This window comes from Rhizobium sp. BK289 (genome assembly GCF_014193575.1).
GTDB classification, from domain to species: domain Bacteria; phylum Pseudomonadota; class Alphaproteobacteria; order Rhizobiales; family Rhizobiaceae; genus Rhizobium; species Rhizobium tropici_C.
This window is the reverse complement of record NZ_JACHZO010000003.1, coordinates 257,877-280,753: the sequence shown is the minus strand read 5'-3', so window position 1 is coordinate 280,753 and position 22,877 is coordinate 257,877. Positions and strand designations below refer to the sequence as shown.

The 22,877-nt window shown below is 61.7% G+C and carries 21 protein-coding genes; 8 read left to right on the top strand and 13 right to left on the bottom strand.

Annotated elements, in window-relative coordinates:
* Nucleotides 1-140 precede the first annotated feature (140 nt).
* The 3 genes from FHT84_RS07585 to FHT84_RS07570 form a co-directional block, all read right to left on the bottom strand.
* Entirely contained in the window at nucleotides 141-380 is a 240-nt protein-coding gene (locus tag FHT84_RS07585) for a hypothetical protein (protein WP_112341477.1), read from the bottom strand.
* A gap of 352 nt (nucleotides 381-732) precedes the next feature.
* The gene (locus FHT84_RS07575) at nucleotides 733-1,191 is read right to left on the bottom strand and encodes a helix-turn-helix transcriptional regulator (RefSeq protein ID WP_112341476.1); all 459 of its coding nucleotides are present in this window, start codon (nucleotides 1,189-1,191) and stop codon (nucleotides 733-735) included.
* Between the two features lie 205 nt (nucleotides 1,192-1,396).
* Nucleotides 1,397-1,870, bottom strand: a complete 474-nt coding sequence (locus tag FHT84_RS07570; protein ID WP_348647335.1) for a hypothetical protein — start codon at nucleotides 1,868-1,870, stop codon at nucleotides 1,397-1,399.
* Between the two features lie 196 nt (nucleotides 1,871-2,066).
* Between FHT84_RS07570 and FHT84_RS07565 the strand changes: the two genes are divergently transcribed.
* The 3 genes from FHT84_RS07565 (at nucleotide 2,067) to FHT84_RS07555 (ending at nucleotide 4,915) form a co-directional block, all read left to right on the top strand.
* Nucleotides 2,067-3,080: an ABC transporter substrate-binding protein gene (locus FHT84_RS07565; protein WP_112341475.1), complete on the top strand. Its 1,014-nt coding sequence runs from the start codon at nucleotides 2,067-2,069 to the stop codon at nucleotides 3,078-3,080.
* A 121-nt stretch (nucleotides 3,081-3,201) separates the two neighbouring features.
* Nucleotides 3,202-4,020: an ABC transporter ATP-binding protein gene (locus tag FHT84_RS07560; protein WP_113249660.1), complete on the top strand. Its 819-nt coding sequence runs from the start codon at nucleotides 3,202-3,204 to the stop codon at nucleotides 4,018-4,020.
* 13 nt (nucleotides 4,021-4,033) lie between these two features.
* Nucleotides 4,034-4,915, top strand: coding sequence for an ABC transporter permease (locus tag FHT84_RS07555; RefSeq protein ID WP_113249659.1), 882 nt, complete (start codon nucleotides 4,034-4,036; stop codon nucleotides 4,913-4,915).
* 345 nt (nucleotides 4,916-5,260) lie between these two features.
* On the opposite strand, the gene FHT84_RS07550 is transcribed toward FHT84_RS07555, so the two are convergent.
* From FHT84_RS07550 to FHT84_RS07535, 4 genes are all read right to left on the bottom strand, one after another.
* Entirely contained in the window at nucleotides 5,261-6,673 is a 1,413-nt protein-coding gene (locus FHT84_RS07550) for a sensor histidine kinase (RefSeq protein WP_112341472.1), read from the bottom strand.
* The gene (locus tag FHT84_RS07545) at nucleotides 6,663-7,331 is read right to left on the bottom strand and encodes a response regulator (protein WP_112341471.1); all 669 of its coding nucleotides are present in this window, start codon (nucleotides 7,329-7,331) and stop codon (nucleotides 6,663-6,665) included. The genes FHT84_RS07550 and FHT84_RS07545 overlap by 11 nt, the downstream gene beginning before the upstream one ends.
* A gap of 63 nt (nucleotides 7,332-7,394) precedes the next feature.
* Complete coding sequence (locus FHT84_RS07540; RefSeq protein WP_113249658.1) at nucleotides 7,395-9,185, bottom strand: alpha/beta fold hydrolase; 1,791 nt, start codon at nucleotides 9,183-9,185, stop codon at nucleotides 7,395-7,397.
* 10 nt (nucleotides 9,186-9,195) lie between these two features.
* Nucleotides 9,196-10,710 (bottom strand): polysaccharide biosynthesis C-terminal domain-containing protein, encoded by a 1,515-nt coding sequence (locus FHT84_RS07535; protein ID WP_169645187.1) that lies wholly within the window; start codon nucleotides 10,708-10,710, stop codon nucleotides 9,196-9,198.
* Nucleotides 10,711-10,897: 187 nt separating this feature from the next.
* Between FHT84_RS07535 and FHT84_RS07530 the strand changes: the two genes are divergently transcribed.
* Complete coding sequence (locus FHT84_RS07530; RefSeq protein ID WP_112341468.1) at nucleotides 10,898-11,752, top strand: glycosyltransferase family A protein; 855 nt, start codon at nucleotides 10,898-10,900, stop codon at nucleotides 11,750-11,752.
* Here the strand turns inward: FHT84_RS07530 and FHT84_RS07525 are convergent.
* Entirely contained in the window at nucleotides 11,719-12,921 is a 1,203-nt protein-coding gene (locus FHT84_RS07525; protein ID WP_112341467.1) for a glycosyltransferase family 4 protein, read from the bottom strand. The two genes, FHT84_RS07530 and FHT84_RS07525, sit on opposite strands and share 34 nt — an antisense overlap.
* A gap of 239 nt (nucleotides 12,922-13,160) precedes the next feature.
* Nucleotides 13,161-13,397: an Lrp/AsnC ligand binding domain-containing protein gene (locus FHT84_RS07520; protein ID WP_015341532.1), complete on the bottom strand. Its 237-nt coding sequence runs from the start codon at nucleotides 13,395-13,397 to the stop codon at nucleotides 13,161-13,163.
* 207 nt (nucleotides 13,398-13,604) lie between these two features.
* Between FHT84_RS07520 and FHT84_RS07515 the strand changes: the two genes are divergently transcribed.
* The 3 genes from FHT84_RS07515 to FHT84_RS07505 all read left to right on the top strand — a co-directional run bounded on the left by FHT84_RS07515 (nucleotide 13,605) and on the right by FHT84_RS07505 (nucleotide 17,643).
* The gene (locus FHT84_RS07515) at nucleotides 13,605-14,888 is read left to right on the top strand and encodes an FAD-binding oxidoreductase (protein ID WP_169645186.1); all 1,284 of its coding nucleotides are present in this window, start codon (nucleotides 13,605-13,607) and stop codon (nucleotides 14,886-14,888) included.
* A gap of 145 nt (nucleotides 14,889-15,033) precedes the next feature.
* Nucleotides 15,034-16,569, top strand: coding sequence for an aldehyde dehydrogenase family protein (locus FHT84_RS07510; RefSeq protein WP_183761535.1), 1,536 nt, complete (start codon nucleotides 15,034-15,036; stop codon nucleotides 16,567-16,569).
* Between the two features lie 84 nt (nucleotides 16,570-16,653).
* Nucleotides 16,654-17,643: an Ldh family oxidoreductase gene (locus tag FHT84_RS07505; protein WP_112341464.1), complete on the top strand. Its 990-nt coding sequence runs from the start codon at nucleotides 16,654-16,656 to the stop codon at nucleotides 17,641-17,643.
* Between the two features lie 72 nt (nucleotides 17,644-17,715).
* Here the strand turns inward: FHT84_RS07505 and FHT84_RS07500 are convergent, their stop codons facing one another.
* The 4 genes from FHT84_RS07500 to FHT84_RS07485 all read right to left on the bottom strand — a co-directional run bounded on the left by FHT84_RS07500 (nucleotide 17,716) and on the right by FHT84_RS07485 (nucleotide 21,260).
* Nucleotides 17,716-19,032, bottom strand: a complete 1,317-nt coding sequence (locus FHT84_RS07500) for a glucoamylase family protein (RefSeq protein WP_145645013.1) — start codon at nucleotides 19,030-19,032, stop codon at nucleotides 17,716-17,718.
* Nucleotides 19,033-19,281: 249 nt separating this feature from the next.
* Nucleotides 19,282-19,845, bottom strand: coding sequence for a TetR/AcrR family transcriptional regulator (locus tag FHT84_RS07495; protein ID WP_145645012.1), 564 nt, complete (start codon nucleotides 19,843-19,845; stop codon nucleotides 19,282-19,284).
* A 1-nt stretch (nucleotide 19,846) separates the two neighbouring features.
* The gene (locus FHT84_RS07490; RefSeq protein ID WP_113249652.1) at nucleotides 19,847-20,311 is read right to left on the bottom strand and encodes a nuclear transport factor 2 family protein; all 465 of its coding nucleotides are present in this window, start codon (nucleotides 20,309-20,311) and stop codon (nucleotides 19,847-19,849) included.
* An 85-nt stretch (nucleotides 20,312-20,396) separates the two neighbouring features.
* Entirely contained in the window at nucleotides 20,397-21,260 is an 864-nt protein-coding gene (locus tag FHT84_RS07485) for a DMT family transporter (RefSeq protein ID WP_112341460.1), read from the bottom strand.
* Between the two features lie 109 nt (nucleotides 21,261-21,369).
* Here FHT84_RS07485 and FHT84_RS07480 point away from each other — a divergent pair, with 109 nt between their 5' ends.
* Nucleotides 21,370-22,821, top strand: coding sequence for a PLP-dependent aminotransferase family protein (locus FHT84_RS07480; protein ID WP_246698482.1), 1,452 nt, complete (start codon nucleotides 21,370-21,372; stop codon nucleotides 22,819-22,821).
* The last annotated feature ends 56 nt before the right edge of the window (nucleotides 22,822-22,877 follow it).

Sequence of the window (22,877 nt, the reverse complement as noted above, 5' to 3'; positions counted from 1 at the left end):
AAAGCCGCTGCGCATTTTTCTGGTGTTGTTTTATCCCGTCCGCCCGGCAGCCTTCCTGCTCAGAGCAACAATGCCGATATGGCTGGTTGAAACCATATCGGCATTGTTCGAGATCCCGGTGGAAGCCGGAATCGATCAGCTCAGTGTGCCACCACGTTTGCTGTCTCCGTACCCTCGTCGAACAAAGGATTCGGCAAGCCATTTGCATACATTTCCTGCAACACGGCCCCCAGTGCCAAATCCAGGCACCAGACCGGGAATTCCGCATTCAGGTTCTTGGCGCTCTGCCTTGCATAGGTGATGAGCCGAGCGATTGATGCCAGTTCCTTGAGCGAGTCTGGATCCTGCTGCGCTGCTCCGATCGGAAGTAATGCTGTCATTTCATGCCCTCTATTGCCGCCGTTCCCGGCAGATGAATCGTGTCTGGTCCGGGAACATGAGCAAAGCGTAACGGATGTTTTGCAGCTTGGCGCGTGACACGCAGCGTGACACGAGGCCTGATTGTGGCAAAATCTTGACTTTGCAATTTCAGGGAGTGAAACGGTTTGAAGCGCGGACCGGCGAAAAGCACGGCAAGCAATATCCTGGTGCCGGAAGCCTAATGCGGCATGACCTCGGCCGCCGCCGCCGTCCGCGGGACGGTTCGGCAGCGGGCCTGGATGCGAGGTCTCACAGCATGTTTCAGGCTGGCGCAGGCACATGCCCGCGGCCCGTTTGCCGGGAGGCCGGAGGTCAGTTGCGAAGGCTTGCCGACATGTTCGCCGTCCGAGGCACATGGTCCGTCAGGGAATCGGACGCATTCGCCAGCGACTTGATCAATGTCAGCACCGACTGGCGGACGCTGGGATCGTTGATCTTCATGAATGCCTTGTTGAGATTCAGGCCCTCTTTCGAGGTCAGGAACTCCGACAGATCCTCAAGGCCGTTGATCGCGCCGAGGCCGTCCGTGTTCAGCGGCTGCGTATTGTCCTGCTGGAAGAAGAAGGCAACCGGCACGGCCAGCACGCCAGCTATCGCCTGCAGCCGGCTGGCACCGATGCGATTGGTGCCCTTTTCGTATTTCTGGACCTGCTGAAAGGTAACGCCAATTTGCTCAGCGAGCCGCTCCTGACTCATGCCGAGCATAAGTCGACGCGTGCGCACGCGAGAGCCAACATAGGCATCGATCGGGTTTGGTACTTTTGCACTCACTGCGCAATCTCCTTATCAAACAGGGGACCTAGCGGATATCACCTTACTTCGCGAGACCCGGAAGTAGGATTCGGGTGCTCTATCTGCCCGCAAAATGTGCGTTAAATATGGGTAGAATTCAACCGAGAGTCATTTTCTGTAATATTTTGTAATCCCATCGTCACATACCCACAGAAAATCCGAAGCATCAATGCGTATCAGCGCGCTAATGCGGATTGAAAATGGAAGACGATTTGCAGTTATGCACCGGGCAGAGCGGATTGTCTTTCGTCGGGACGTAGGCGCGAGCGGCATAGTCTCCCGAACCACATTGGCCGTCATCGGCAACGTACCGGTCATACAGCACGATACGGCCGCCTCGGGAAGGATAGCGAAATATTGCGGCGCGCTCGCTGGCGATCAGTTGCTGCACGGACGCGCACGTTTTGCTCGACGACTCGTAGCGCGAGATGGCCGTTGCCGGCTCGGCTGGCGCTATCGTTGTCAGAATCAGGACTGCGGCTGCTGCTTTCATGGATCGCACCTCCTTGCGACGATCAATCATAAGTAGTTGCCTGAAGGGAATCGCCAAGGTCACGCGAGTGCTTTCGACGGATGCAGGCTGAAAACGGTGCCTTTCTGAAAGGTACGCCAGTTGCCGGCGACATTCCAGGAAGGCCTGTTTTCCCTTCACATCCATCCTGGTTGCGTAAGCGGGCAACGCCCACCCGATTTGCCTTGCCGGCGGCGCTGAAACAAAAGTCGAGCCTTGTATTGGAAGATTCCGGACTGAAAGCTGACTGAAAGGTTGCCCAGGCTAGGTTTGCTGAGCTTCGTGGAGGAAGCGCCTTTCCCGCGCGTCGTATGGCGCAAGAATAAAACAGGAGGAGACATTGATGCGTCCATCGCGCACCTTTTTTCATACCGTAGCCCTTTCCCTCGTCATGACAGCTGCTTCGCTTGCAGCCACGGCCGCCAATGCTGCCGACAAGATTTCCATCATGGTGGGCGGCTACGAAAAGCAGATCTACCTGCCGGCCAAGCTCGCCGAATCCCTCGGCTACTTCAAGGATGAAGGCCTCGAGGTCGAGCTTCTCAACGAATCCGCCGGCGTCGACGCCGAAAACCAGCTGCTGGCCGGCGCCGTTCAGGGTGTCGTCGGCTTCTACGACCACTGCGTCGACCTGCAGGCCAAGGGCAAGTTCATCAAGTCCGTCGTGCAGTTCAGCCAGGCACCGGGCGAAGTCGAGCTCGTTTCGGCCAAATATCCGGATATCAAGTCCTTCGCCGACCTGAAGGGCAAGCGCGCCGGCGTCACCGGCCTCGGCTCGTCGACGAACTTCCTGACGCTCTACATGGCGTCGAAGGCGGGCCTCTCCCCGGCCGACATCACGCCGGTTCCGGTCGGCGCCGGCCAGACCTTCATCGCCGCCATGCAGCAGGATGCCATCCAGGTGGGCATGACCACCGAGCCGACGATCTCGCGCCTGCTAAAGACCGGCGAAGCCAAGATTCTCGTCGATCTGCGCACGCTGAAGGGCACCGAGGAAGCGCTCGGCGGTACCTATCCGGCCGCTTCTCTCTATATGGATGCCGCATGGGTCGACGCCCATAAGGAAGAAGTGCAGAAGCTTGCGAACGCCTTCGTCAAGACGCTGCGCTTCATCAATACCCACTCCGGCGCCGAGATCGCCGACAAGATGCCGAAGGACTTCTACGTCGGCGACAAGGAGGGCTACATCAAGGCTCTCGACGCCGGCAAGGAAATGTTCACGGCCGATGGCGTGATGCCGGAAGATGGTCCGAAGACGGTTCTCGCCGTGCTCTCGCAGTTCTCCAAGAATGTGAAGGGCAAGACGATCGACCTGTCGAAGACCTACACGACGGAATTCGTGAAGAACGTCAAGTAAGCAGTCATGACGCCGCTTCCGGCCAGTTTTCCGACAGGTTCCGGAAGCGGCGGTTCAAGAGACTTTGCAGTTCACTGGGCTTTGCGTGCACGCCCTGAAGGCACGCGTCAGGATCAGCACCATGCAACAGGATGAACGCCGTACCCCGGCGATCGAACTCATCAATGTCAGCCGCCGTTTCGTATCGCCGACCGGAAAGTCGCTGACCGCACTGCGCGATTTCAACATGACCGTCGAGCGCGGCGAATTCGTCGCCGTTGTCGGGCCGACGGGCTGCGGCAAGTCGACGACGCTCAATCTCGTCACCGGCCTTGCCAAGCCGAGCGCCGGCGAGGTCCGCCTGATGGGCGGCCCGGTCGACGGCATCGACCGGCGCGTCGGCTTCGCCTTCCAGACGGATGCGCTATTCCCCTGGCAGAATGTCATTGAAAACGTCATGGCCGGCCCGCTGTTTCGCGGCAAGTCGAAGGCCGAGGCTGAGAAGATGGCCAAGGACTGGCTTGCCCGCGTCGGCCTTTCGAAGTTCCTGCATCACTATCCGCATCAGCTGTCGGGCGGCATGCGCAAGCGCGTCTCGCTGGCGCAGACCTTTATCAACGAGCCGGAAATCCTGCTGATGGACGAGCCTTTCTCGGCGCTCGACGTGCAGACCCGCACGGTGATGCACGAAGAACTGCTGAAACTCTGGGCCGAGCGGCAGGCGTCTGTCGTCTTCGTCACGCACGATCTCGAGGAAGCCGTCGCGCTGGCCGACAAGGTCTATGTCCTGACGGCCGGCCCCGCGACGGTCAAATCGGTCTATACGATCGACCTGCCGCGCCCGCGCGTCGTCTCGGAAATCCGTTACGAGCAGAACTTCATCGATTATTGCAAGACGATCTGGGACGACCTGCGCGAAGAGGTCGAAACCAGCTATCGCCGTGCCGCGGAAGCGGCATAAGGGAGGATTGATCATGGCAAACACAGCTCTCGAAGCAGGCAATGCCCCGATCTTCCGCACCGGCACCTCGGACGCGGAAATCGAAGCCGCAGCGCTGAAGGCGCTCGCTCGTCGCAAGTATGTCGTCAAGGCATGGCAGGTCGGCATTCTGCTTGCCATCCTCGGCCTCTGGCAGCTCGCCTCCGACCTGCACTGGATCGATCCGTTCTTCTATTCGAGCCCTTACGGCATCGCACTACGCCTCTGGGAGTGGATCGTCGACGGCACCGAGAGCGGCTCGCTCTGGTACCATCTGGGCGTCACCATGGAAGAAGCGCTGATCGGCTTTATCATCGGCTCGGTGACCGGCGTCCTTGTCGGCGTCGCCCTTGGCCGCAACAGGCTCGCTTCCGACATCCTCTCGATCTACATCAAAGCCATCAATTCGATCCCGCGCGTCGTTCTCGCGCCGATCTTCGTCATGATCATGGGTCTCGGCCTGGCGTCGAAGGTGGCGCTCGCCTTCATCATGGTATTCTTCGTCGTGTTCGCCAATGCCTTCCAGGGCGTTCGCGAAGCCGACCGTAACATGATTGCCAATGCCCGCATTCTTGGCGCTTCGAACTGGCGGGTCACTCGCAACGTCATCCTGCCCTCGGCGATGAGCTGGATATTTGCAAGCCTGCACATTTCCTTCTCCTTCGCCATCATCGGCGCGATCGTCGGCGAGTTCGTCGGGTCGCTGGCCGGTATCGGCTACCTGATCTCGATCGCCAAGGGCACCTATGATGCCGCCGGCCTCTATGCCGCGATCATCCTGGTGATGATTGTCACGCTCGGCGCCGAATATGTGATGACGCTCATCGAGAACCGCATCACCCGCTGGCGTCCGCAGCAGAGCCTCGACACGCATTAAGCAGCCAATTACTGGCACCTCCCAAGGCCAGGGGCCGGGCGTTTCGCCCGGCCTTTTTCGTGTCGAAGGCTTTTTCACCGCAGGTCAGGGGTATCGCATATGAACTGAAGTCGCCGCCGCCCTCCTTCTCCCCTCGGGGAAAGGTGCCGTCAGGCGGATGAGGGGCCTCCACCACGACTACGAAAATCCATGAATTCAAATCAGCCAGCCCCCTCATCCGACCCTTCGGGCCACCTTCTCCCCGCTGGGGCGAAGGAATTTCCCGTGCTGATCCACCCCATATGCGATTGTCCTACTCCGCGGGCGGGAGAGGGGACTATCCCTCCATCAGCGCCGTCCGCACTCTCAAACGGCCGGCAGCCGCACGCGGACCAGCAGGCCGCCGCCCGTCGCTTCGCCAAGCGTGACCGAGCCGCCGGCGCCATCGACCACTTCGCGGACGATGGCGAGGCCGAGGCCGCTGCCCTCCGGCTCCGTGCCCATGATGCGATAGAAGCGTTCGAAGACTTGCGAGCGTTCGGCCTCCGGGATGCCCGGGCCGTTGTCCTCGACCCATAGCAGGGCCGTATCGCCTTCGCGGCCGACGCCGACCGTCACGCGGCCGCCCGCCTGCGTGTAGCGCAGCGCATTGTCGACGAGATTAACCAGCATCTCGCGCAGCATGGTGCCGTCGCCTTCGATATGTACCGGCTTTTCGTCCGCTTCCAGACCGAGATCGATGTCGCGACGCAAGGCTTCTTCGGCGAGCGTTTCCAGCACGCGCCGGGCGGTTTCCGCGAGATCGATGGTGTCGTTGCGCGGCCGGCGGCTGCCGGGCTCGGCGCGCGAAAGCGTCAGAAGCTGGCTTGCAAGGCGCGTCACCTGCCGCGTGCTGGAACGCAATGCCGTCAGCGCCTCGTCGCGCCTGGCGGTATCGGCTTCACGCGCGGCCACGCTCGCCTGCGTCGAAATCAGCGCCAGCGGCGTGCGCAGCTGATGGGCGGCGTTCGAGACGAAGCGGCGTTGCGCCGCCATCTGGTTCTGCACCCGCTCCATGTGATCGTTCAGCGCATGGACGAGCGGGCGAAGCTCGTTCTGCACCATATGGGGATCCAGTGGATCCAGGCGCTGACGGCCGCGTGCGCGCACCGCGTCACGCAGCCGGAGTACGGGCGCCAGGCCCCGCTGCAGGCCGATAATGGTCACGACGCCGGCAAGAAGGACGAGGGCGAGCTGTTTGGTGAAATCCGAGAGCCACAGCCTGCGACGCATGGCGTATTGGCTGTTGTGCGTGACGGCGACCGCCACGGAGATCGTGCTGTCCTGATCGAGGCCGACGACGGGATGGCTCAACATGAGCACGCGGACGCCGTCGGAGCGAAACGTCCTGTCTTCGCCGATCAGATCCCGCTTCGGCCGCGGCAGGTCCGGGAAACCGGCGACGAGATTTCCCCATGCGGTCACGACCTGATAGAAGACGCGGTCGCCATAGCCCGTGTCGAACATTTCCAAGGCAGCGGGCGGAATGTCGATCTGCACCGTGCCGCTGGCATCGACATGCACGGCCTCGGCGATCACACGGGCCGAGGCAAGCAGCGTGCGATCGGTGACGAGATCGGCCGTCGCATCCGCTGAGCGGAAACTGAGATAAAGGTTGATGCAGATCGCGCCGATCAGCGTCAGCACCACCCAGGCGAACAATTGCGCCCGGAGGCTTGTTGTCAGCGCGCCGACGAGGCGGCCCGGGAGCCCTGTCGGTGGGGAGGCTTCACTGCGCATGGCGAAGGAGATAACCTAGGCCGCGCAGTGTCGCGATCTGTACCGTGCTGCCTTCGAGCTTCTTGCGCACGCGATGCACATAGATTTCGATGGCGCTGGTATCGGCGAGATCGTCGAAACCGAAGACGCTCTCCGACAGCGTCGTCTTGGTGACGGTCGTGCCGGCCTTCATGATGAGATGTTCGAGCACGGCATGTTCGCGCGGTGTCAGCGCCAGGGATTCGCCGGCCAGATAGAACTGCCGCGTTCCGCCATCGAACAGCAGATCGCCAACGGCGATTTCGGGAGCGGCACGGTCATGGCCGCGGCGGACGGCGGCCCGAATGCGCGCCTCGAGTTCGGCGATCTCGAAAGGCTTGGCGAGATAATCGTCAGCGCCGCTGTCGAGCCCGGCGACCCGCCCGTCGAGGCTGGCATTGGCCGTCAAAATGATGACCGGCACCTTATTGCCGCTCTGGCGCAGGCGTTTCAGCAGCGTCAAACCATCCATCTTCGGCAGCGACAGATCCAGAATGACGACGGCATAGCCGGCAACCTTCAGCATATGCTCGGCATCCTCGCCATCATAGGCGATGTCGACGGCATATTGCGCCTGACGCAGCGCCTTGCCGAGCCAGGACGCCAGTTCGCGATTGTCTTCGACGATCAGGAGCCTCATGAAGCAACTATACAGCAAGTATCGGATGGGGCGAACATTTCCGGCGGCTTTCCGGCCAGTGCGTCATCGGTTGGCGAGCCTCAGACCCATCTCCCTGACCTCTCGGAGATACACCTTGCGCGCATAGGGCGGGGTCAGGTTATGGTCCGCTTCCGGAATGATGGTCAGGCGTATGTCCGGGAAGTGCTTCAAGCCGGCGCCGTTCTCCCCGAACTGGTCATGCAGATGATCCAGGCCGATATCGTGGGCGCTGTAGATCAGCGACATATCGACACCGCGCTTGGCGAGTGTGCGGAAGCCACCCAACACGGGTCCCTGAGCCGCAGCGAAGATGGGGAACGCACCAAGCAGCCGGCGGCCCGCTCGCGCTGCGCGCCGGCCGATGCCCGTCGCCATGTTGAGGATGGCGCTCTTCGCATCGATCTGGCCGCTGAAGAGCCGCTTCAGCGTCTCCATCTGCAGGAGTTTGCGCCCATAGGTTTCCAGCGAACGGGGAGCAAAGCGTAGCGCCTCATCGACCGATCGGCTCTCATCCCAATGAAAGCTGTAGGGATTGACCGTGATGAGGCCGCTGCAGCGCGCATCGCGCAGTGCCGCCTGGAAGGCAAGATAGCCGCCGCTGCAACGTCCCACGATATAGGCCGGCAGCAGATTCCGCTGCTCCAGAAGGGTCAATGCCTCTTCGACATCCCGATGCTGTTCGCGGGAATAGAGCACCTGCTCGGGAGCGCCGGAAAGCGGCGGGCTGTCGCCGACATTGGCCGTATCGAAGCGCAGTGACGCGATGCCATCGCGAGCGAGCGCCCGCGCCATGATGACAGACATCCGGCCCCAGCCGGCGTGTCTGTCATAAGCGGTCGTCAGCAGCAGCGCGGTTGCGCCGGTGCGGGCACCTTCGGGTTCGCAGAGAATGCCGAACAAACGGTTTCCCGTGCCGAAACGCAGCGGCGTTTCCTGAAAACCGTCGCCGGCGAGGGGTTCCGCAACGGGGGAGACGAGCCCCGCCGATGCAGCCGTGCCAGGCCGGGCGGCGATCGATTGCACCCAGGCGATGATTTTTCGGCCGGCCGCGGTCGGCATGATGGCGATGGTGGGGTTCGATACGAGATCGTCATAGCCCTCATAGGCGGACTGTTCGACATGAGGACCGAGCGTTTCGAGATGACGCGCGAAGTCTGCATCTCCCGGGCGGCCGGGTCGCGCCAGCACAAGGCAGTTCGGCGCGGCGATCCGGTCGAGCGTCATCAGGTTCAGTTTCCTGACTGCGTCGGCGGCGCTATCGGGCATGCGCAGGCTGGCGACCGTGACGCCTTCGGTCTGGCGCTGCGCTTCGGCGAGCCCCATGCTTTCATCGATCATCTTGGACCAGACGGTCAGTTCGCGCAGATAGGCCCGGCCGGAGATGACGGGCGCAAGGAAGGCGATGCCGTCGATGTTGGACAGGTGTTCGGCGAGCGTGGCGGCAATGGTGCCGCCAAGCCCTTGGCTGACGAGGATCAGGCGCTCGCAGCCGGAAAGCGCTCTCAGTTTGGCGGCAGCGGCAAGCGCGGTTTCCTGCCACGGTGTCAGGCCATTGCCTTTGTCGGCGATGTCAAGCGCGTCGCCCGTGCCGGCATAGTCGAAACGAAGACTTGATATCCCGATATCGGCGAGATCTTCCGCCAGAATGCGCCAGAACTTGCGGACGCACATTTCCTCGAAACCCCAGGGGCTGAGAAACAGCACGGCGGTGTCGCGCGAAGATGCAACGGCCGGAGTAAACAGGCCGACCGTGCCGGCGAAGGTTACCGGGATGGCTGCTGATCTTGTCTGCCCTTCCTTGTCCTGTTTTTCGGCGGCTCCCCAACCAGCCATGATAGTCTCCTCACATTCGGCGTGGCGCCAATAGAGCCAGAGCCTGCGTGGCAATCGGATTGACACGGGCAGGCAGCCGCGCCGCGATCTTCTGCATGACCTCGATATCCTCGGCTGGAACGGCTTTCAGCAGTCTGAGCGCGACACCGTAGGCCAGGGCGCCGGCAATGATGGCGCTTGCGAGGCCCGCAACGCCGGTCAACGCCTGAACGAAACCATAGGCTGCAATCGCGCAGAGAATGGCAGCAACCGTGACTTTTGCAAGGTTGATGAGCATACCGCGCGTCGAGCCTTCGAATTCCATCCGGCGCACCATCAGAAGGCACATGGCCGTAAAGGCCAGGAAGCGCACCAGCGCTGCCCCTTCACCGCCGTAAAAGGGCACTGCGGCCAGGCAGCCGATGACCATGACAAAGCTGGCAATGACTCCGATGACAGTGCGCTCGCGCACGCGATCGAGCGAATAGAGATATTGCGTGCAGATCTGCATAAAGACGTATGGTGCCGCCGTCAGCGACAGCAACGCAACCATGCCGCCGCTCGGAGCGAAGGGCTGGCCAAAGATCGTCACGACAAGCTCGGGCGCGATCGCCGCGAGGCCGAAGCTCATCGGCAGCGTGATATAGGCGATGCTGCGCGCCACGCCGGCGAAGACCTCGACGGGCAGCTTGTCCGATGCGCGCGCATGCATCTGTTCGGAGTAATAGGGCAGCAGGCTGCCGCTCAGTTGCACGGGCAGCTGCAGCGCCAGATTGGCGAGCGACAGGCCGACGGCATAAAAGCCTACCGCTTCGATGCCCCAGTAGCGCTGCAGGAACAAAAGCTCGATGCGGTTGAGGAAGATCGAGCTGTTGATGAGTTCGATCGAAAGAATGAGCGATGAGCTGATGAGCGCGGAAAGGCCGACGCCGCAGCTGTTCTTGCGGGCAATCGCGATCCGGAGTGTCGCGATAAACATAGGCAGCTGGCCGATCGCATAGCCGGCAAGCGCGCCGCTGACGCCGAAGACAATGGCGCCCACGAGGACGGTCGCAAGCTGCAGCACCGAACTTGCCACGGTGATGCGCAGGAAGGCGCCGACCTGCTGCTCGCCGATCAGATAGTTCTTGCTGTAGGCGCCGAGAGACTGAAGTACGAAGAACACGCCTGTTATGGCAATGACTTCAGATGCATCGCCCGCCCAATGCAGCCGCTCCGCATCCCAGTAATAGGCGGCATAGCCGGCAAGCAGGATCACGGTTGCGAGGATCGTCGGCTGCAGGAGATAGGCGGCAAAGCCACGCCGTTCTTCAGCCGAATAGCCGTTCCCCTTCAACTGCGGCAGGATGCGCAGCAGCGTGACGCCGGCGCCAAGCTCGGCGATCAGCGCGCCGGTTGTCGTCAGCCACAGGGAAAAGGCGATCACACCGTTGGCTTCCGGGCCGAGCAGGCGGGCCGCGATGATCGAACAGGCAAAACCGGTCGCGAGCAGGGTCAATCCCGCCGCCGCGTTCAACACCGAATTTGCCATTATGCCCTTGGTCATGAAGATAGACCGTTCCTCAAATTGCCGGAACTAACCGCATATATCCGGCTCTTCGTGGGGATACCGTCAGCTCTATTTCATATGCCTTAATATTTAGGGTTTAATGCTGCGCTAAGTTCATTTTTTACTTCGGCTAATATTCATTCCTTCTGATGTTGGCCGCCTGGGGCTTGTCCGGAGGGTTTCATTGTTCAGCCTCATCGTCTGCACGATCGATCGGTTCGATCAGCTGGAGCGGCTGTTCCGCTCGCTTGTCGAACAGCGTCACCGCGATTTCGAGGTCGTCGTCGTCGATCAGAACCTCGACGACCGGCTGCACGAGCTCATCCACCGCTTTTCCTCCTCTTTCCTCATTCGGCACGTCCGTTCGCCGAAGGGACTTTCGCGGGCACGCAACAACGGCATGGCGGTCGCGGAGGGCGATTACGTCTGCTTTCCCGACGACGATTGCTGGTACGAGTCTGATACGCTTTCGACGGCTGCGGCGCTGTTTTCAGCCCATCCGGACCTCGCGATCGTCACGGGACGCACGCTTGATGCCGAAGGTCTCGCCTCGGTCAGCCCGACGGGCGAGAGGCGGTTGGCGCTGACGCGCTGGAATTATCTGAAATGCGGCAATTCCAACGGCATCTTCGTGTGCCGCGCCGCATTAACCGATATCGGTGGCTTCGACGAGGATCTCGGCGTCGGTTCGGAATCACCGTTCCAGAGCGGCGAAGAGGCGGATTTTCTGCTGCGCGCCCTTGCTGCCGGCAGACGAGCGATGTTCTTTCCCGACCTCATCGTCCATCACGATCAGGTCACCAGCGAATATGGCCCGCGGCAGGTGGAGCGGGCACGCAAATATGGGCGCGGCTTCGGCGCGCTGATGCGCAAGCAGGCCTTTCCCCTCCCCTATGTCTGTTATCGTCTGCTGCGGCCGGTTGCCGGCTGGCTGGCGGCACTGGTGCGCTTCAACCGCGATGCCGCCCGCTACAAGCGGGCCTGGCTGATGGGCATTCTGGAAGGTTATGCCACCTGGCCACGGTGGCGCAGGAACTGAGGCGACTTGCCCTTCGGGGTTAGGGTTTCGGCATAGACATCCATGTAGCGCTGGGCCACTTCGTCCCACGCGTAAGCGCGGGCATCGCGCAGCAGCTCCTGCCGCAAGGTCAGGTCGTCAGCCTCCAGGCGCTCGAACGCTGCGGTCAGGGTATCGGCGGCCACTTCCGGATCGGAGAAATCCGACAGCATCAGGGCAGGATGCGTCTCCGCCATCGCCTTGTAGGCCTCGTTGGCGTTCAGCACCGGCAGCAGGCCAGCGCTCATGGCCTCGATCGCCACCAGGCCGAAGCCTTCATATTCAGAGGCCGAGGTAAAGAGCGAGGCGCGTGCGATAATATTGCGGATAGAGCCGTCGTCGATCGAGACATGCAGCGCGACATTGCGTTCGAGGTCGCGGGCGGCGATTTCCTTTTCCAGCGTCGCGCGATCGAGATCCGATTCGGCGCCGATGATATCGAGATGCCACTCTGCGTCGCGGGCGGCCAGCACCGTCATGACATCGAGCAGGTGGTCGAGCCGCTTGTTGACCGAGAAGCGGCCGATGGTGACGATGCGGCGGCGGGCCTCCAGGGCAGCGCAGTTGGAGAACTTGCTGACATCGGCGCCGTTTTCGATCAGGCGCACGCGGCTGTCGGCGATCTGTGAAAAGAGCCGCGCGTCGGACTGGCTGCAACAGATCAGATAGTTGTAGCCGAGAGCCGAAAGCCGTGTTGCCGTATTGAACCAGACCTTCTTGATCGCGGCATATTTCTGCGTGTGGAAGAAACCGCCATGCGTGGTGGCGACCATGGGACGCCCATGCATCAGTTTGCCCCAGGCGAGTGCATCGAAGAAGAAATCGACGGCGTGAACATGAACGAGGTCGGCATCGGCCAGATGGCGGAAGACCTTTGGCGCGAGCGGATAGCGGCTGGAGCCGGACCAGGGGATGCGCACGATCTCGATGCCATCGATGGTTTCGCTTTCGGCAAGTTCCCGGCCGGGATCGGAAAACAGGCTGTTGCAGGTAACGACGCGCACGCGATAGCCGCGGGAAACCAGCTGGCGGCAGAGATTGGCAACGACATCTTCCAGGCCGCCCTTGTTCGGCAGGAACTGGCGCACGACATGCACGATCAGCGGCCCGGCCTGCTTGTTTGCCTGAATATCCGCAACAGCCGATGTCATCGATCCACCCTCGACCCCTATGCCGCGCTATGCACCGGCAATCCGGCGCTGCAGCACGCCGCCCGTTGATCAGTCGGCAAAACAGATCATCGGGTCGGTTAAAAAAGGCTTAATCGCCGGTTGGCGTGCGTCATGTTTCGGGCAAGAGGGTTAATGGTGAGGCGTCTGGCAGGGGGGTGAGGGGCGTTTTTTGAAAACAGCCCGAATCACAATAAGTACCGACCCGAAATCCAGATCTCTCAGAACGCTCGGAAGGTCAGCGTCGTCAGCGAGCGGACGATGCCGGGGATATTGGCGATGTGGTCGTTGATGAACTTGCCGATATCCTGCTCTTCGGCAATGTAGACCTTCATCAGCAGATCGTAGTCGCCGCTAGTGGAATACAGTTCCGAAACCAGCTCCGTCTGGTAGATCGCATCGGCGACCTCATAGGTCTTGCCAGGGGCGCATTGGAGCTGAACGAAAATGGGCTTCATGAGAATGTCCTGCTTCTGTCTGCCGCCGCCATAGCGGCCGGCTTTTCTCTATCATGGTCGAAAGCGCCGCCGCCATGCAAGTTTTTCTCCAGAGCCGATGATTTTTTGGCATCATGCCATGTCCATCGGATGTCGCTCTTGCCGCTTCCGCAATTTCGAGCATGGCGCTAGATTGGCGCCATTAGCTCTCTCGATTGGACCGATTTCATGCTGAATGATCCACGCTCCCATGGTCTTTGGGAAAAGACCGCCCCGCCACCGCCGGCAACAAAGCCGCTTTCGGGTGAAGTGTCCGCCGATGTCGTGGTGGTTGGCGGTGGCTATACCGGTCTTTCGACGGCGCTGCATCTGGCCGAGGCCGGCACGAATGTCGTGCTGCTGGAAGCCAATGAAATCGGCTTCGGCGGCGCCGGCCGCAATGTTGGCCTCATTAATGCCGGCATGTGGGTGATGCCGGATGATCTGCCGGGTGAACTCGGTGCCGTCCATGGCGAACGGCTTCTCGATCTGCTCGGCAATGGCCCAAAACTGGTCATGGAGCTGATCGACAAGCATGGCATCGCCTGCGAACTCGAGCGCAACGGTACGCTGCATTGCGCCGTCGGTCCCGAAGGGTTGAAGGAAATCGAGGAGCGCGCCCGGCAATGGGAAAAGCGCGGTGCGCCGGTCACGGTGCTCGATGCGCGCGAGACGGAGCGTCGGGTCGGCAGCTCGGCCTATGCCGGAGCGCTGCTCGACATGCGCGCCGGTACGCTGCAGCCGCTTGCCTATGCGCGCGGCCTTGCCCATGTCGTAGTGAAAGCGGGCGTTACAATCCACACCGGCAGCCGCGTGACATCGACGGAAAGAAGCGGTGCGAAATGGGTGGTTTCGACCGAGCGCGGCAAGGTGAGCGCCGACTGGATCGTGGTGGCGACGGACGCCTATAGCACTGGCCCCTGGGAAAAGGTTCGGAACGAGCAGGTGCACCTGCCCTATTTCAATTTCGCCACCGTGCCGCTTGGCGACAACTTGCGCAAGTCCGTGCTGCCGGGGCGCGAGGGGGCCTGGGATACGAAGGAAGTGCTCTCGTCCTTCCGCATGGATCAGGCCGGCCGGCTCGTCTTCGGCAGCGTCGGGGCGCTGCGCAACACCGGTCTCGCCATTCACAAGAACTGGGCTCGGCGCTCAATCAGAAAGCTCTTTCCGCAGTTGGGCGATATTCCCTTCGAATGCGAATGGTATGGCAAGATCGGCATGACCGACAATGCGCTGCCGCGTTTCCATAAGCTGGATCAGAACGTTGTCGGCTTCTCCGGCTACAATGGCCGCGGCATCGCGCCCGGCACCGTGTTCGGCAAGGTGCTTGCCGGCCATATTCTTGGGCAGATTTCCGAGGCCGATCTGCCGCTGCCGGCGACAGATATCGTCGAGCCGAGCTTCAGGGCGGCAAAGGAAATGTGGTACGAGGCCGGTGCTCAGGCCGCGCATTTCGTCGGGGCCAGAGTCTAGAGCGTGATGCCGAAAAGTGTAGGCGGTTTTCGGACGACATCACACTGTGATTCTAGAGCGGATTCAGATTTTAGGTCGACTCGACCTGAAATCATCCGGCTCTAGGGCAATTCCGGGAACGAGGATTACGGGAAGAGGAAACAAGATGAGCGCGACATCGGATCTTGCTGCCGAAACCAAGGCCATTCTGACTGAAATCGGTGTGTCGGCCGATCGCTATACCGGCGGAACGCTTGCCGTCACGTCTCCTGTGACCGGCGCCGAAATCGGCCGGCTGAAGGAGCATTCGACGGATGAGGCGAAGGCTGCGATCGCGTTGGCGCACGAGGCGTTTCTGTCCTGGCGCAACGTGCCGGCGCCGAAGCGCGGCGAGCTGATCCGCCTGCTTGGTGAGGAGCTGCGCGCCGGCAAGATGGCCCTTGGCCGTCTCGTTTCCATTGAAGTGGGCAAGATCACCTCCGAGGGCCTCGGCGAAGGGCAGGAGATGATCGATATCTGCGATTTCGCTGTGGGACTCTCGCGCCAGCTTTATGGCCTCACCATCGCCACGGAGCGCTCCGAGCACCGGATGATGGAAAGCTGGCATCCGCTGGGGGCGATCGGCATCATCTCGGCCTTCAACTTCCCCGTTGCCGTCTGGTCGTGGAATGCAGCACTTGCCATCGTCTGCGGCAATTCCACCATCTGGAAACCGTCGGAGAAGACGCCGCTGACGGCGCTTGCCGTGCAGGCGCTGTTCGAAAAGGCCTTGAAGCGCTACGTTGCCGAAGGCGGCCAAGCGCCGGCCAATCTTTCGACGCTGCTGATCGGCGGCCGCGATCTTGGCGAGTTGCTGGTCGATGATCGCCAAGTGCCGCTGGTTTCGGCAACCGGATCGACGGCCATGGGCCGAGCGGTCGGCCCGCGTCTTGCCGGCCGCTTCGCCCGCGCCATCCTCGAGCTCGGCGGCAACAATGCCGCCATCGTCTGCCCGACGGCCGATCTAGATCTCACCCTGCGTGGCGTTGCCTTTTCCGCCATGGGCACGGCCGGCCAGCGCTGCACGACGCTACGTCGGCTTTTCGTTCATGACAGCGTCTATGACCAGCTCATTCCGCGCCTGCAGAAGGCCTATGGTTCGGTGACGATCGGCAATCCGCTCGAAGCCGGTACTCTGGTTGGCCCGCTGATCGACAAACAGGCCTTCGACCGCATGCAGGCAGCGCTTGCGGCTGCGAAGGCGGCCGGCGGCACGGTGACGGGCGGCGAGCGCGTCGAAAATGGCTCGGCTGACGCCTTCTATGTCCGTCCTGCTCTCGTCGAAATGCCGGAGCAGACCGGCCCAGTCGAGCAGGAAACCTTCGCGCCGATCCTCTATGTGATGAGGTACAGTGATTTCGATAAGGCGCTGGCGCTGCATAATGCCGTGCCGCAAGGCCTGTCGTCGTCGATCTTCACCAATGACATGCGCGAAGCTGAGACCTTCGTGTCCGCGCGCGGTTCGGATTGCGGCATCGCCAACGTCAATCTCGGTCCCTCCGGCGCCGAGATCGGTGGCGCATTCGGCGGCGAGAAGGAAACCGGGGGCGGCCGCGAATCCGGTTCGGATGCCTGGAAAGCCTATATGCGCCGGGCGACCAACACGATCAATTACGGCCGTACCCTGCCGCTTGCCCAGGGCGTCAAGTTCGACGTGGCGTAGTGCGAGAGCCTTGCTGCATTGCGATAGGGCAGATGAGGGCGTAGAAGGTCTTTATCTGCCTCATGTTGTTCAGGATCTTGTCTCATGCACCTGTCGCTCGCCGAAGCCGAAACGCTGGTCGTGGAGGCGCTGCAGCGAAGCAAGGTGAGTGATGCGAATGCCCGCTCGGTGGCGGTCGCACTCGTCGAGGCGGAAGCGGCAGGGCAGGGTGGTCACGGCTTGCGCCGCGTGCCCGCCTATGCCGGACAGGCCAAGGTCGGCAAGGTCGATGGTTTTGCCTCGCCGCAGCTGAGCCGGCCCTTTCCTGCCGTGCTGCGCATCGATGCCGGCAACGGCTATGCCTATCCGGCGCTCGACCTTGCAGTTGCCGAGCTTTCGGCTGTCGCCCGCGAGCAGGGTATCGCGCTTGCCGCCATCAGCCGTTCCCATCATGCCGGCGTCATGGGTCTGACGGTGGAGCGTTTTGCCGATCAGGGGCTGGTGGCGCTGATGGTGGCCAATGCGCCGGCTTCCATGGCGCCTTGGGGCGGAAAGACGCCTGTTTTCGGCACCAACCCCATCGCTTTCGCTGCGCCGCTTCCCGATGAGGAGCCGATGGTGATCGATCTGGCTCTTTCGAAAGTGGCACGCGGCAAGGTGATGGCGGCGCGGCAGCAAGGCGCTTCGATCCCCGCCGACTGGGCTTTCGACCGCGAGGGAAGGCCGACGACAAACGCCGAGGAGGCTCTGGCCGGCACGATGGTTCCCGCCGGCGATTCAAAGGGTGCGGCGCTGGCTCTCATGGTCGAAATCCTGGCCGCGGGCCTGACTGGCGCCAATTATGCCTTCGAGTCTTCCTCGCTCTTCGACGACAAGGGCGCGCCGCCGGCACTTGGCCACACAATCATTGCGATCAACCCGGCAGCGATGAGTGCCGCCGATACGGCGCGGCGCTTGGCACTGCTGGCAAGCGAGATCACGCGGGATCCCAATGTCCGCCTGCCGGGCCGGCGCGGACAGACGTCACGGCGCCTCGCGCTGACGGAGGGGATTATCGTCGAGGATGAAGTGATTGCGGCGATCGAGAGGCTTTGAGGTGTCAAAGGCGCAGGTCAGATGAGTGTGTATTTGCCGCGCTTTCAAACACGGCCGCTCACGATTTACAGATCACGCGACGGCCGGCTTTTCATCAAGCCATCCGCCGGTGAAGCCGGCGCGTTCCAGGCCGCGGCGGAGAATCGGCGATTTTCGCATCAGGTCCCAGATCATGCCCGTGCGGGCGTTTTCGATCATCATGACCAGCAGGCCCTGGTCGATGGCGACCGAACGGTCGTCCACCCAGCCTTCCGGGCCGGATCCCATGACGCTCGGATTGAAGCCGCCGGGAAAACGGCCGTCGAGCAGAAGGTTTGGGTAGGATGACAGCAGCGCCCTTGTGCCGTCGAGAGCGGCCTGACGATCGAATGCCAGGCAGGACAAGGGTCCCCAAGGGGCGATGGTGCCGTCATCTGGGCCGAGCGGAGCGCCGCGCGCAGCATAGCCGAAGACCTTTGGAGCATAGCGGAGGCTATGTTTGGTGCCGGTGGGGTTCGGACCATCGCAGGCCGAAAGACCCCAGACATCCTTCGTATAGCCGGTAAAATGGCCGGGATTACGTTCCGTGTAATCGCGCTGCACTGATATCGCCGTCTGCGTGTTGCGGAAGTAATCAGTGTCCTTGTCGGCCACATGCTTGTCGCGGATGCCGCGGAAATCGATCCAGGCATGCGAGAAGAGGTGGATGAAGAGCGGCCCCGCATAGAGGAAGGGCGTGTCCTTGAACATCATCCAGGTATAGGTCGAGGCGAAGGCATCATAGCTCGAGGGCGGGATCGCATGCGTGGGCGAGGCGAGCGCCAGCACATAGAGGAAAATCGCCTCGTCATAGCCCTGGTAGCGCCAGCGCAGGAAGCCGCTTGCGGGCTTCCAGCCCATGCTGATGGTCTGGCCCTTGTTCAGCGCCCAGTGCCAGTCGCACCGTTCGTAAAGGAATTTCGCCTGCTTGCGGATATCGCGTTCGGCCTGGCTGGCACCATTGAAATAGGCGGCAGCCGTCAGGACGCCGAGTAGCAACAGACCGGTATCGATGGTCGAAAGCTCGCTGTTCCAGGCGCGGTTGCCGGTCTCCATATAGAGGAAGTGATAGTAGAAGCCGCGATGGCCGGTCGCGCCACGCTCGGTGCCCTGATCGCTATTGGCGAAGAAATCCAGAGCGGCCAGCACCCGTTTGGCCGCATCGGCGCGGCTGATCCAGCCGCGCTCGACAGCGACCGGATAGCTCGATAGCGCAAAGCCGACCGCGGCGATGCTGCAATGGCTCGTCTTGATGGAGGTATCCGCCACCAGTCCGTTTTCCGGATTGGTGTAGAGCATGAAATAGTCGAACGCCGAACGTTGCAGTTGATCGATCAGCGCATCGTCGATGTCGTGTACCTGTTGCAGCATCTTCTATCCGTCTCCTCGGCGCTCCCGTTCCCTGCTGAGCACAGGAGCCTGGATAGTTGCAAATCAAACATGGTTAATATTGCCATGCATTTATGGAGGATTGTTTAAGATCAGGGCCTTATGATGCCGGTTGTCCACACTCCCGCGATTCCGAAGTTCGGTTTCGGCGACTTTCCGTCGTCGAGGCAAACGAATCACCCCGTTGGTGCCGCCGGGGCGGCCGCCGGCGATTCGCATCGGCCGAACGGGCTAATCGGTTGCAGTTTCCAGTCTTTGCTTCAGCCGCGCAAGGGACCTGCCGAAAATCGTCTCATCGCCAAGTGCCCTAGCAAGTGTCAATGCGCCCTGAATGCCGACGACGGCTTCTTCTGCAAGCGCTTTTGCCTCTGCGCCCGGCAGCCCCGCCTTGCGCAGAGCGCCGGCGAGCGCTTCGATCCAGCGCTGGAAATAACCTCGGATGGTGGTGGAAAAACGGTTGCGTGTTTCATCCAATGCAAAAGCGCCGATCAGGCAGACGCGGCGGCCGGAACGGAAATAGCTGTCCGTCGTCTCCCACATGCGGCCAATGGCAGCGCGCGGCTCACCCCCTTCGAGCGGTTCGAACATTTCCTTGACGAACCAGGCGTCGATATGGGCCATGATCTCGGCCGCCATCTGCTCCTTGCCGCCGGGGAAGAAGTGATAGAGGCTGCCTTTCGACAGTTTCGTGCGGGCGGTGATCTCACTCATCGACGCCCCTTCGTAGCCGAGTTCGCGAAAGACTTCGGCGACGAGGGCGATGGCGTCGGGTTTTTCGAAGACAATACGCACCATCTCAAAGGCCGAGGTCGGAAAGACCCGGATGATCGTCCGGCCGCCGACCGAGTGGCCAGTGGAACTTCCGGTCTTCTTGCCTGATCGGCATGTCGTTGATGGAAGCAAAACGGCGCTGCATCAAGCCGTCGGCATCGAATTCCCAATTCTCGTTACCGTAGGAGCGGAACCAGTGGCCGCTGTCGTCATGCCATTCATAGGCAAAGCGCACGGCGATGTGATTACCCTCGAAGGCCCAGAGTTCCTTGATCAACCGATAGTCGAGTTCTTTTGCCCATTTGCGCGTCAGGAACTCGACGATCTCCTTGCGGCCGCGCGGAAATTCGGCGCGGTTCCGCCATTGGCTGTCTTCCGTATAGACTTTGGAGACGCGCTCCGGATCACGGCTGTTCCAGCCGTCTTCGGCCATGCGGACCTTAGCGATGGCGGTTTCGCGGGTGAAAGGCGGGACCAGTGGGGTTGACATGATTGGCTCCTTCTAAACCGATATGTTTTTAGTAGACTATTTGGTTTAGAGGATCAAGCGGCAAGACTTTGCTCGGCTCGATGGTTCAGCGCGCGAATTTTCGGGCACCGGCGACACAGCCGACAACGGCGATCGTCACAACGAGCATCGACCAGCTGACGCTTTCCTTGAGCAGCGCCGCTGCAAGCGCGAAGCCGAAGAAGGGCTGGAGGAATTGCAGCTGGCCGACGGCTGCGATGCCGCCCTGCGCGAGCCCCCGATACCAGAAGATGAAGCCGATCAGCATGCTGAAGAGCGAGACATAGGTAAGGCCGAGCCAGGCCGGGCGGCCAATGCCGTCGATGCTGTGCGGCATGGTCATGAGGCAGAGCGCAATGGTGACGGGCAGCGACAGGACGAGAGCCCAGCAGATGACCTGCCAGCCGCCGAGCCGGCGCGAGAGCACCGCACCCTCGGCATAGCCAAGTCCGCAGACGAGAACGGCTGCAAGCATCAGGAGATCTCCGACCGGCGAGGCCGATACGCCCTGTGCCAGGGCATAGCCGCTGACCAGTGCGCTGCCGACAGCGGAGAAGATCCAGAAGGCCGGGCGTGGCCGCTCGCCGCCGCGCAGCACGCCGAAGATTGCCGTTGCCAGCGGCAGCAGGCCGATGAAGACGATCGAATGCGCCGAGGTGACGTGCTTCAGCGCCAGCGCCGTCAAGAGCGGAAATCCGACCACGCAGCCGAGAGCAACGATGGCAAGCGCGGTGATATCGCCGCGGCTAGGGCGCTTTTCGCGAAAGGCGAGCAATAGGCCAAGACCCAGCAGGCCGGCAATTACGGCTCGGGCAACGGTCAGGAACAGCGGATCGAAATCCATCACGGCCACCCGCGTCGCCGGTAGCGAGCCGCTAAAGATGACCACTCCCGTCAAACCGCAGATCCATCCTGTCGTCGTCTTGTCCATTGCACATGCTCCTTCTTGATATCCGCGGGTATCGGCGCATTTGCCTGCTCAAGCCAGAGACGGTACAGTACAATTTATGCGAACTGTTATGGTTGAAGGTGCAGTACGGATGGATAATATCTCGACAGCCGGCATTGGCGGAAATACGCGGATCGAAGGGGTGATGGCGGCGATTTCCGATCGGATCGCCAGCCGCAGCCTGGTGCCGGGTGCGCGGCTCCCCTCCGTGCGCGGTTTTGCCAAGACGATGCAGGTTTCGGTTTCCACCGTGGTCGAGGCCTATGAGCGGCTCGCTGCCGAGGGTATGATCCGTTCGCGCCCCGGCTCGGGTTTTTACGTCTGCGGATCATTGCCGCCGTTGTCGCTCACCGAGACTGGAGCGAGATCGGACCGCAATGTCGATCCGCTGTGGATCTCGCGGCAATCCCTAGAGGTCAGCGACGATGTCTTGAAGCCCGGCTGCGGCTGGCTCCCCCCGTCCTGGCTGCCGCAGACGGCCTTGCGCCGCGCGATGCGGACATTGGCGCGCGGCGATATCGGGACGCTCGCCAATTATGGGACGCCGCTCGGCCTGCCGCCTCTGCGGCAGCTGCTTGCCAGGCGTCTTAGCGAACATGGCATCAATGCGCCTCCGGACCAGATTATGTTGACGGAGTCCGGCACGCAGGCGATTGACCTCCTTTGCCGCTTTCTGCTCGAGCCCGGCGATACCGTACTGGTGGACGATCCCTGCTATTTCAATTTCCATGCGCTGCTGCGGGCGCACCGCGCCAATGTCGTCTCGGTGTCATTCACGCCCACGGGGCCGGATATCGAGCTGTTCGGTCAGGCCCTCGAACGGCATAAGCCGCGGCTCTACATCACCAATTCGGCCATTCATAACCCGACCGGCGCCGCGATTTCGCCCGTGACGGCGCATCGGCTGCTGAAGCTTGCGGATGCTTTCGGGCTGATCATCATCGAGGACGATATCTTCGCCGATTTCGAGACTGTTCCAGCCCCGCGTCTCGCCGCCTATGACGGGCTCGACCGGGTGATTCATATCGGCAGTTTTTCGAAGACGCTCTCGGCCTCCGTGCGCTGCGGCTTCATTGCCACCAAGCCCGACTGGATCGACGGTCTCGTCGATCTCAAGGTCGCAAGCAGTTTCAGCTGCGGGCAATTGTCGGCGGAGCTCGTTTATGTGGCATTGAAGGACGGCGGCTATCGCAAGCATGTCGAAGCGCTGCGCGTGCGGCTTGCAAAGACCATGGCCGAGGTGGCGGCACGTCTCGAGGCTATCGGCATCGTGCCCTGGCTCAAGCCGCAGGCAGGCATGTTTCTCTGGTGCCGGCTGCCCGAAGGGCTGGATGCGGCCGATGTCGCCCGCGCCTGCCTTGCCGAGGGCATTATTCTAGCGCCTGGCAATGCCTTCAGCGTTTCCGACACAGCAGGCCGTTTCATGCGCTTCAATGTGGCGCAGGCGACCGATGCACGGATCTTCGCTGTGCTGGAGGCGGCCATGGGCAAGCTGGGGATGCGTGATCGGGCGGTCGATGCCATTGGTTCGACCGCAGTCTAGGCGACTGGCGAAGGATATGAGCATCGCACTATGCCAAGGCCGCGGATGCTCATATC

What these genes read in the sequence shown, in the direction of transcription:
- FHT84_RS07520 (WP_015341532.1), bottom strand. Translation starts at nt 13,397, where the DNA reads ATGAAGCCCATTTTCGTTCAGCTCCAATGCGCCCCTGGCAAGACCTAT.
- FHT84_RS07525 (WP_112341467.1), bottom strand. Translation starts at nt 12,921, where the DNA reads ATGACATCGGCTGTTGCGGATATTCAGGCAAACAAGCAGGCCGGGCCG.
- FHT84_RS07490 (WP_113249652.1), bottom strand. Translation starts at nt 20,311, where the DNA reads ATGTCAACCCCACTGGTCCCGCCTTTCACCCGCGAAACCGCCATCGCT.
- FHT84_RS07535 (WP_169645187.1), bottom strand. Translation starts at nt 10,710, where the DNA reads ATGACCAAGGGCATAATGGCAAATTCGGTGTTGAACGCGGCGGCGGGA.
- FHT84_RS07480 (WP_246698482.1), top strand. Translation starts at nt 21,370, where the DNA reads ATGGATAATATCTCGACAGCCGGCATTGGCGGAAATACGCGGATCGAA.
- FHT84_RS07585 (WP_112341477.1), bottom strand. Translation starts at nt 380, where the DNA reads ATGACAGCATTACTTCCGATCGGAGCAGCGCAGCAGGATCCAGACTCG.
- FHT84_RS07550 (WP_112341472.1), bottom strand. Translation starts at nt 6,673, where the DNA reads ATGCGCAGTGAAGCCTCCCCACCGACAGGGCTCCCGGGCCGCCTCGTC.
- FHT84_RS07500 (WP_145645013.1), bottom strand. Translation starts at nt 19,032, where the DNA reads ATGCTGCAACAGGTACACGACATCGACGATGCGCTGATCGATCAACTG.
- FHT84_RS07565 (WP_112341475.1), top strand. Translation starts at nt 2,067, where the DNA reads ATGCGTCCATCGCGCACCTTTTTTCATACCGTAGCCCTTTCCCTCGTC.
- FHT84_RS07545 (WP_112341471.1), bottom strand. Translation starts at nt 7,331, where the DNA reads ATGAGGCTCCTGATCGTCGAAGACAATCGCGAACTGGCGTCCTGGCTC.
- FHT84_RS07540 (WP_113249658.1), bottom strand. Translation starts at nt 9,185, where the DNA reads ATGGCTGGTTGGGGAGCCGCCGAAAAACAGGACAAGGAAGGGCAGACA.
- FHT84_RS07495 (WP_145645012.1), bottom strand. Translation starts at nt 19,845, where the DNA reads ATGGTGCGTATTGTCTTCGAAAAACCCGACGCCATCGCCCTCGTCGCC.
- FHT84_RS07510 (WP_183761535.1), top strand. Translation starts at nt 15,034, where the DNA reads ATGAGCGCGACATCGGATCTTGCTGCCGAAACCAAGGCCATTCTGACT.
- FHT84_RS07570 (WP_348647335.1), bottom strand. Translation starts at nt 1,870, where the DNA reads ATGGATGTGAAGGGAAAACAGGCCTTCCTGGAATGTCGCCGGCAACTG.
- FHT84_RS07555 (WP_113249659.1), top strand. Translation starts at nt 4,034, where the DNA reads ATGGCAAACACAGCTCTCGAAGCAGGCAATGCCCCGATCTTCCGCACC.
- FHT84_RS07560 (WP_113249660.1), top strand. Translation starts at nt 3,202, where the DNA reads ATGCAACAGGATGAACGCCGTACCCCGGCGATCGAACTCATCAATGTC.
- FHT84_RS07505 (WP_112341464.1), top strand. Translation starts at nt 16,654, where the DNA reads ATGCACCTGTCGCTCGCCGAAGCCGAAACGCTGGTCGTGGAGGCGCTG.
- FHT84_RS07485 (WP_112341460.1), bottom strand. Translation starts at nt 21,260, where the DNA reads ATGGACAAGACGACGACAGGATGGATCTGCGGTTTGACGGGAGTGGTC.
- FHT84_RS07515 (WP_169645186.1), top strand. Translation starts at nt 13,605, where the DNA reads ATGCTGAATGATCCACGCTCCCATGGTCTTTGGGAAAAGACCGCCCCG.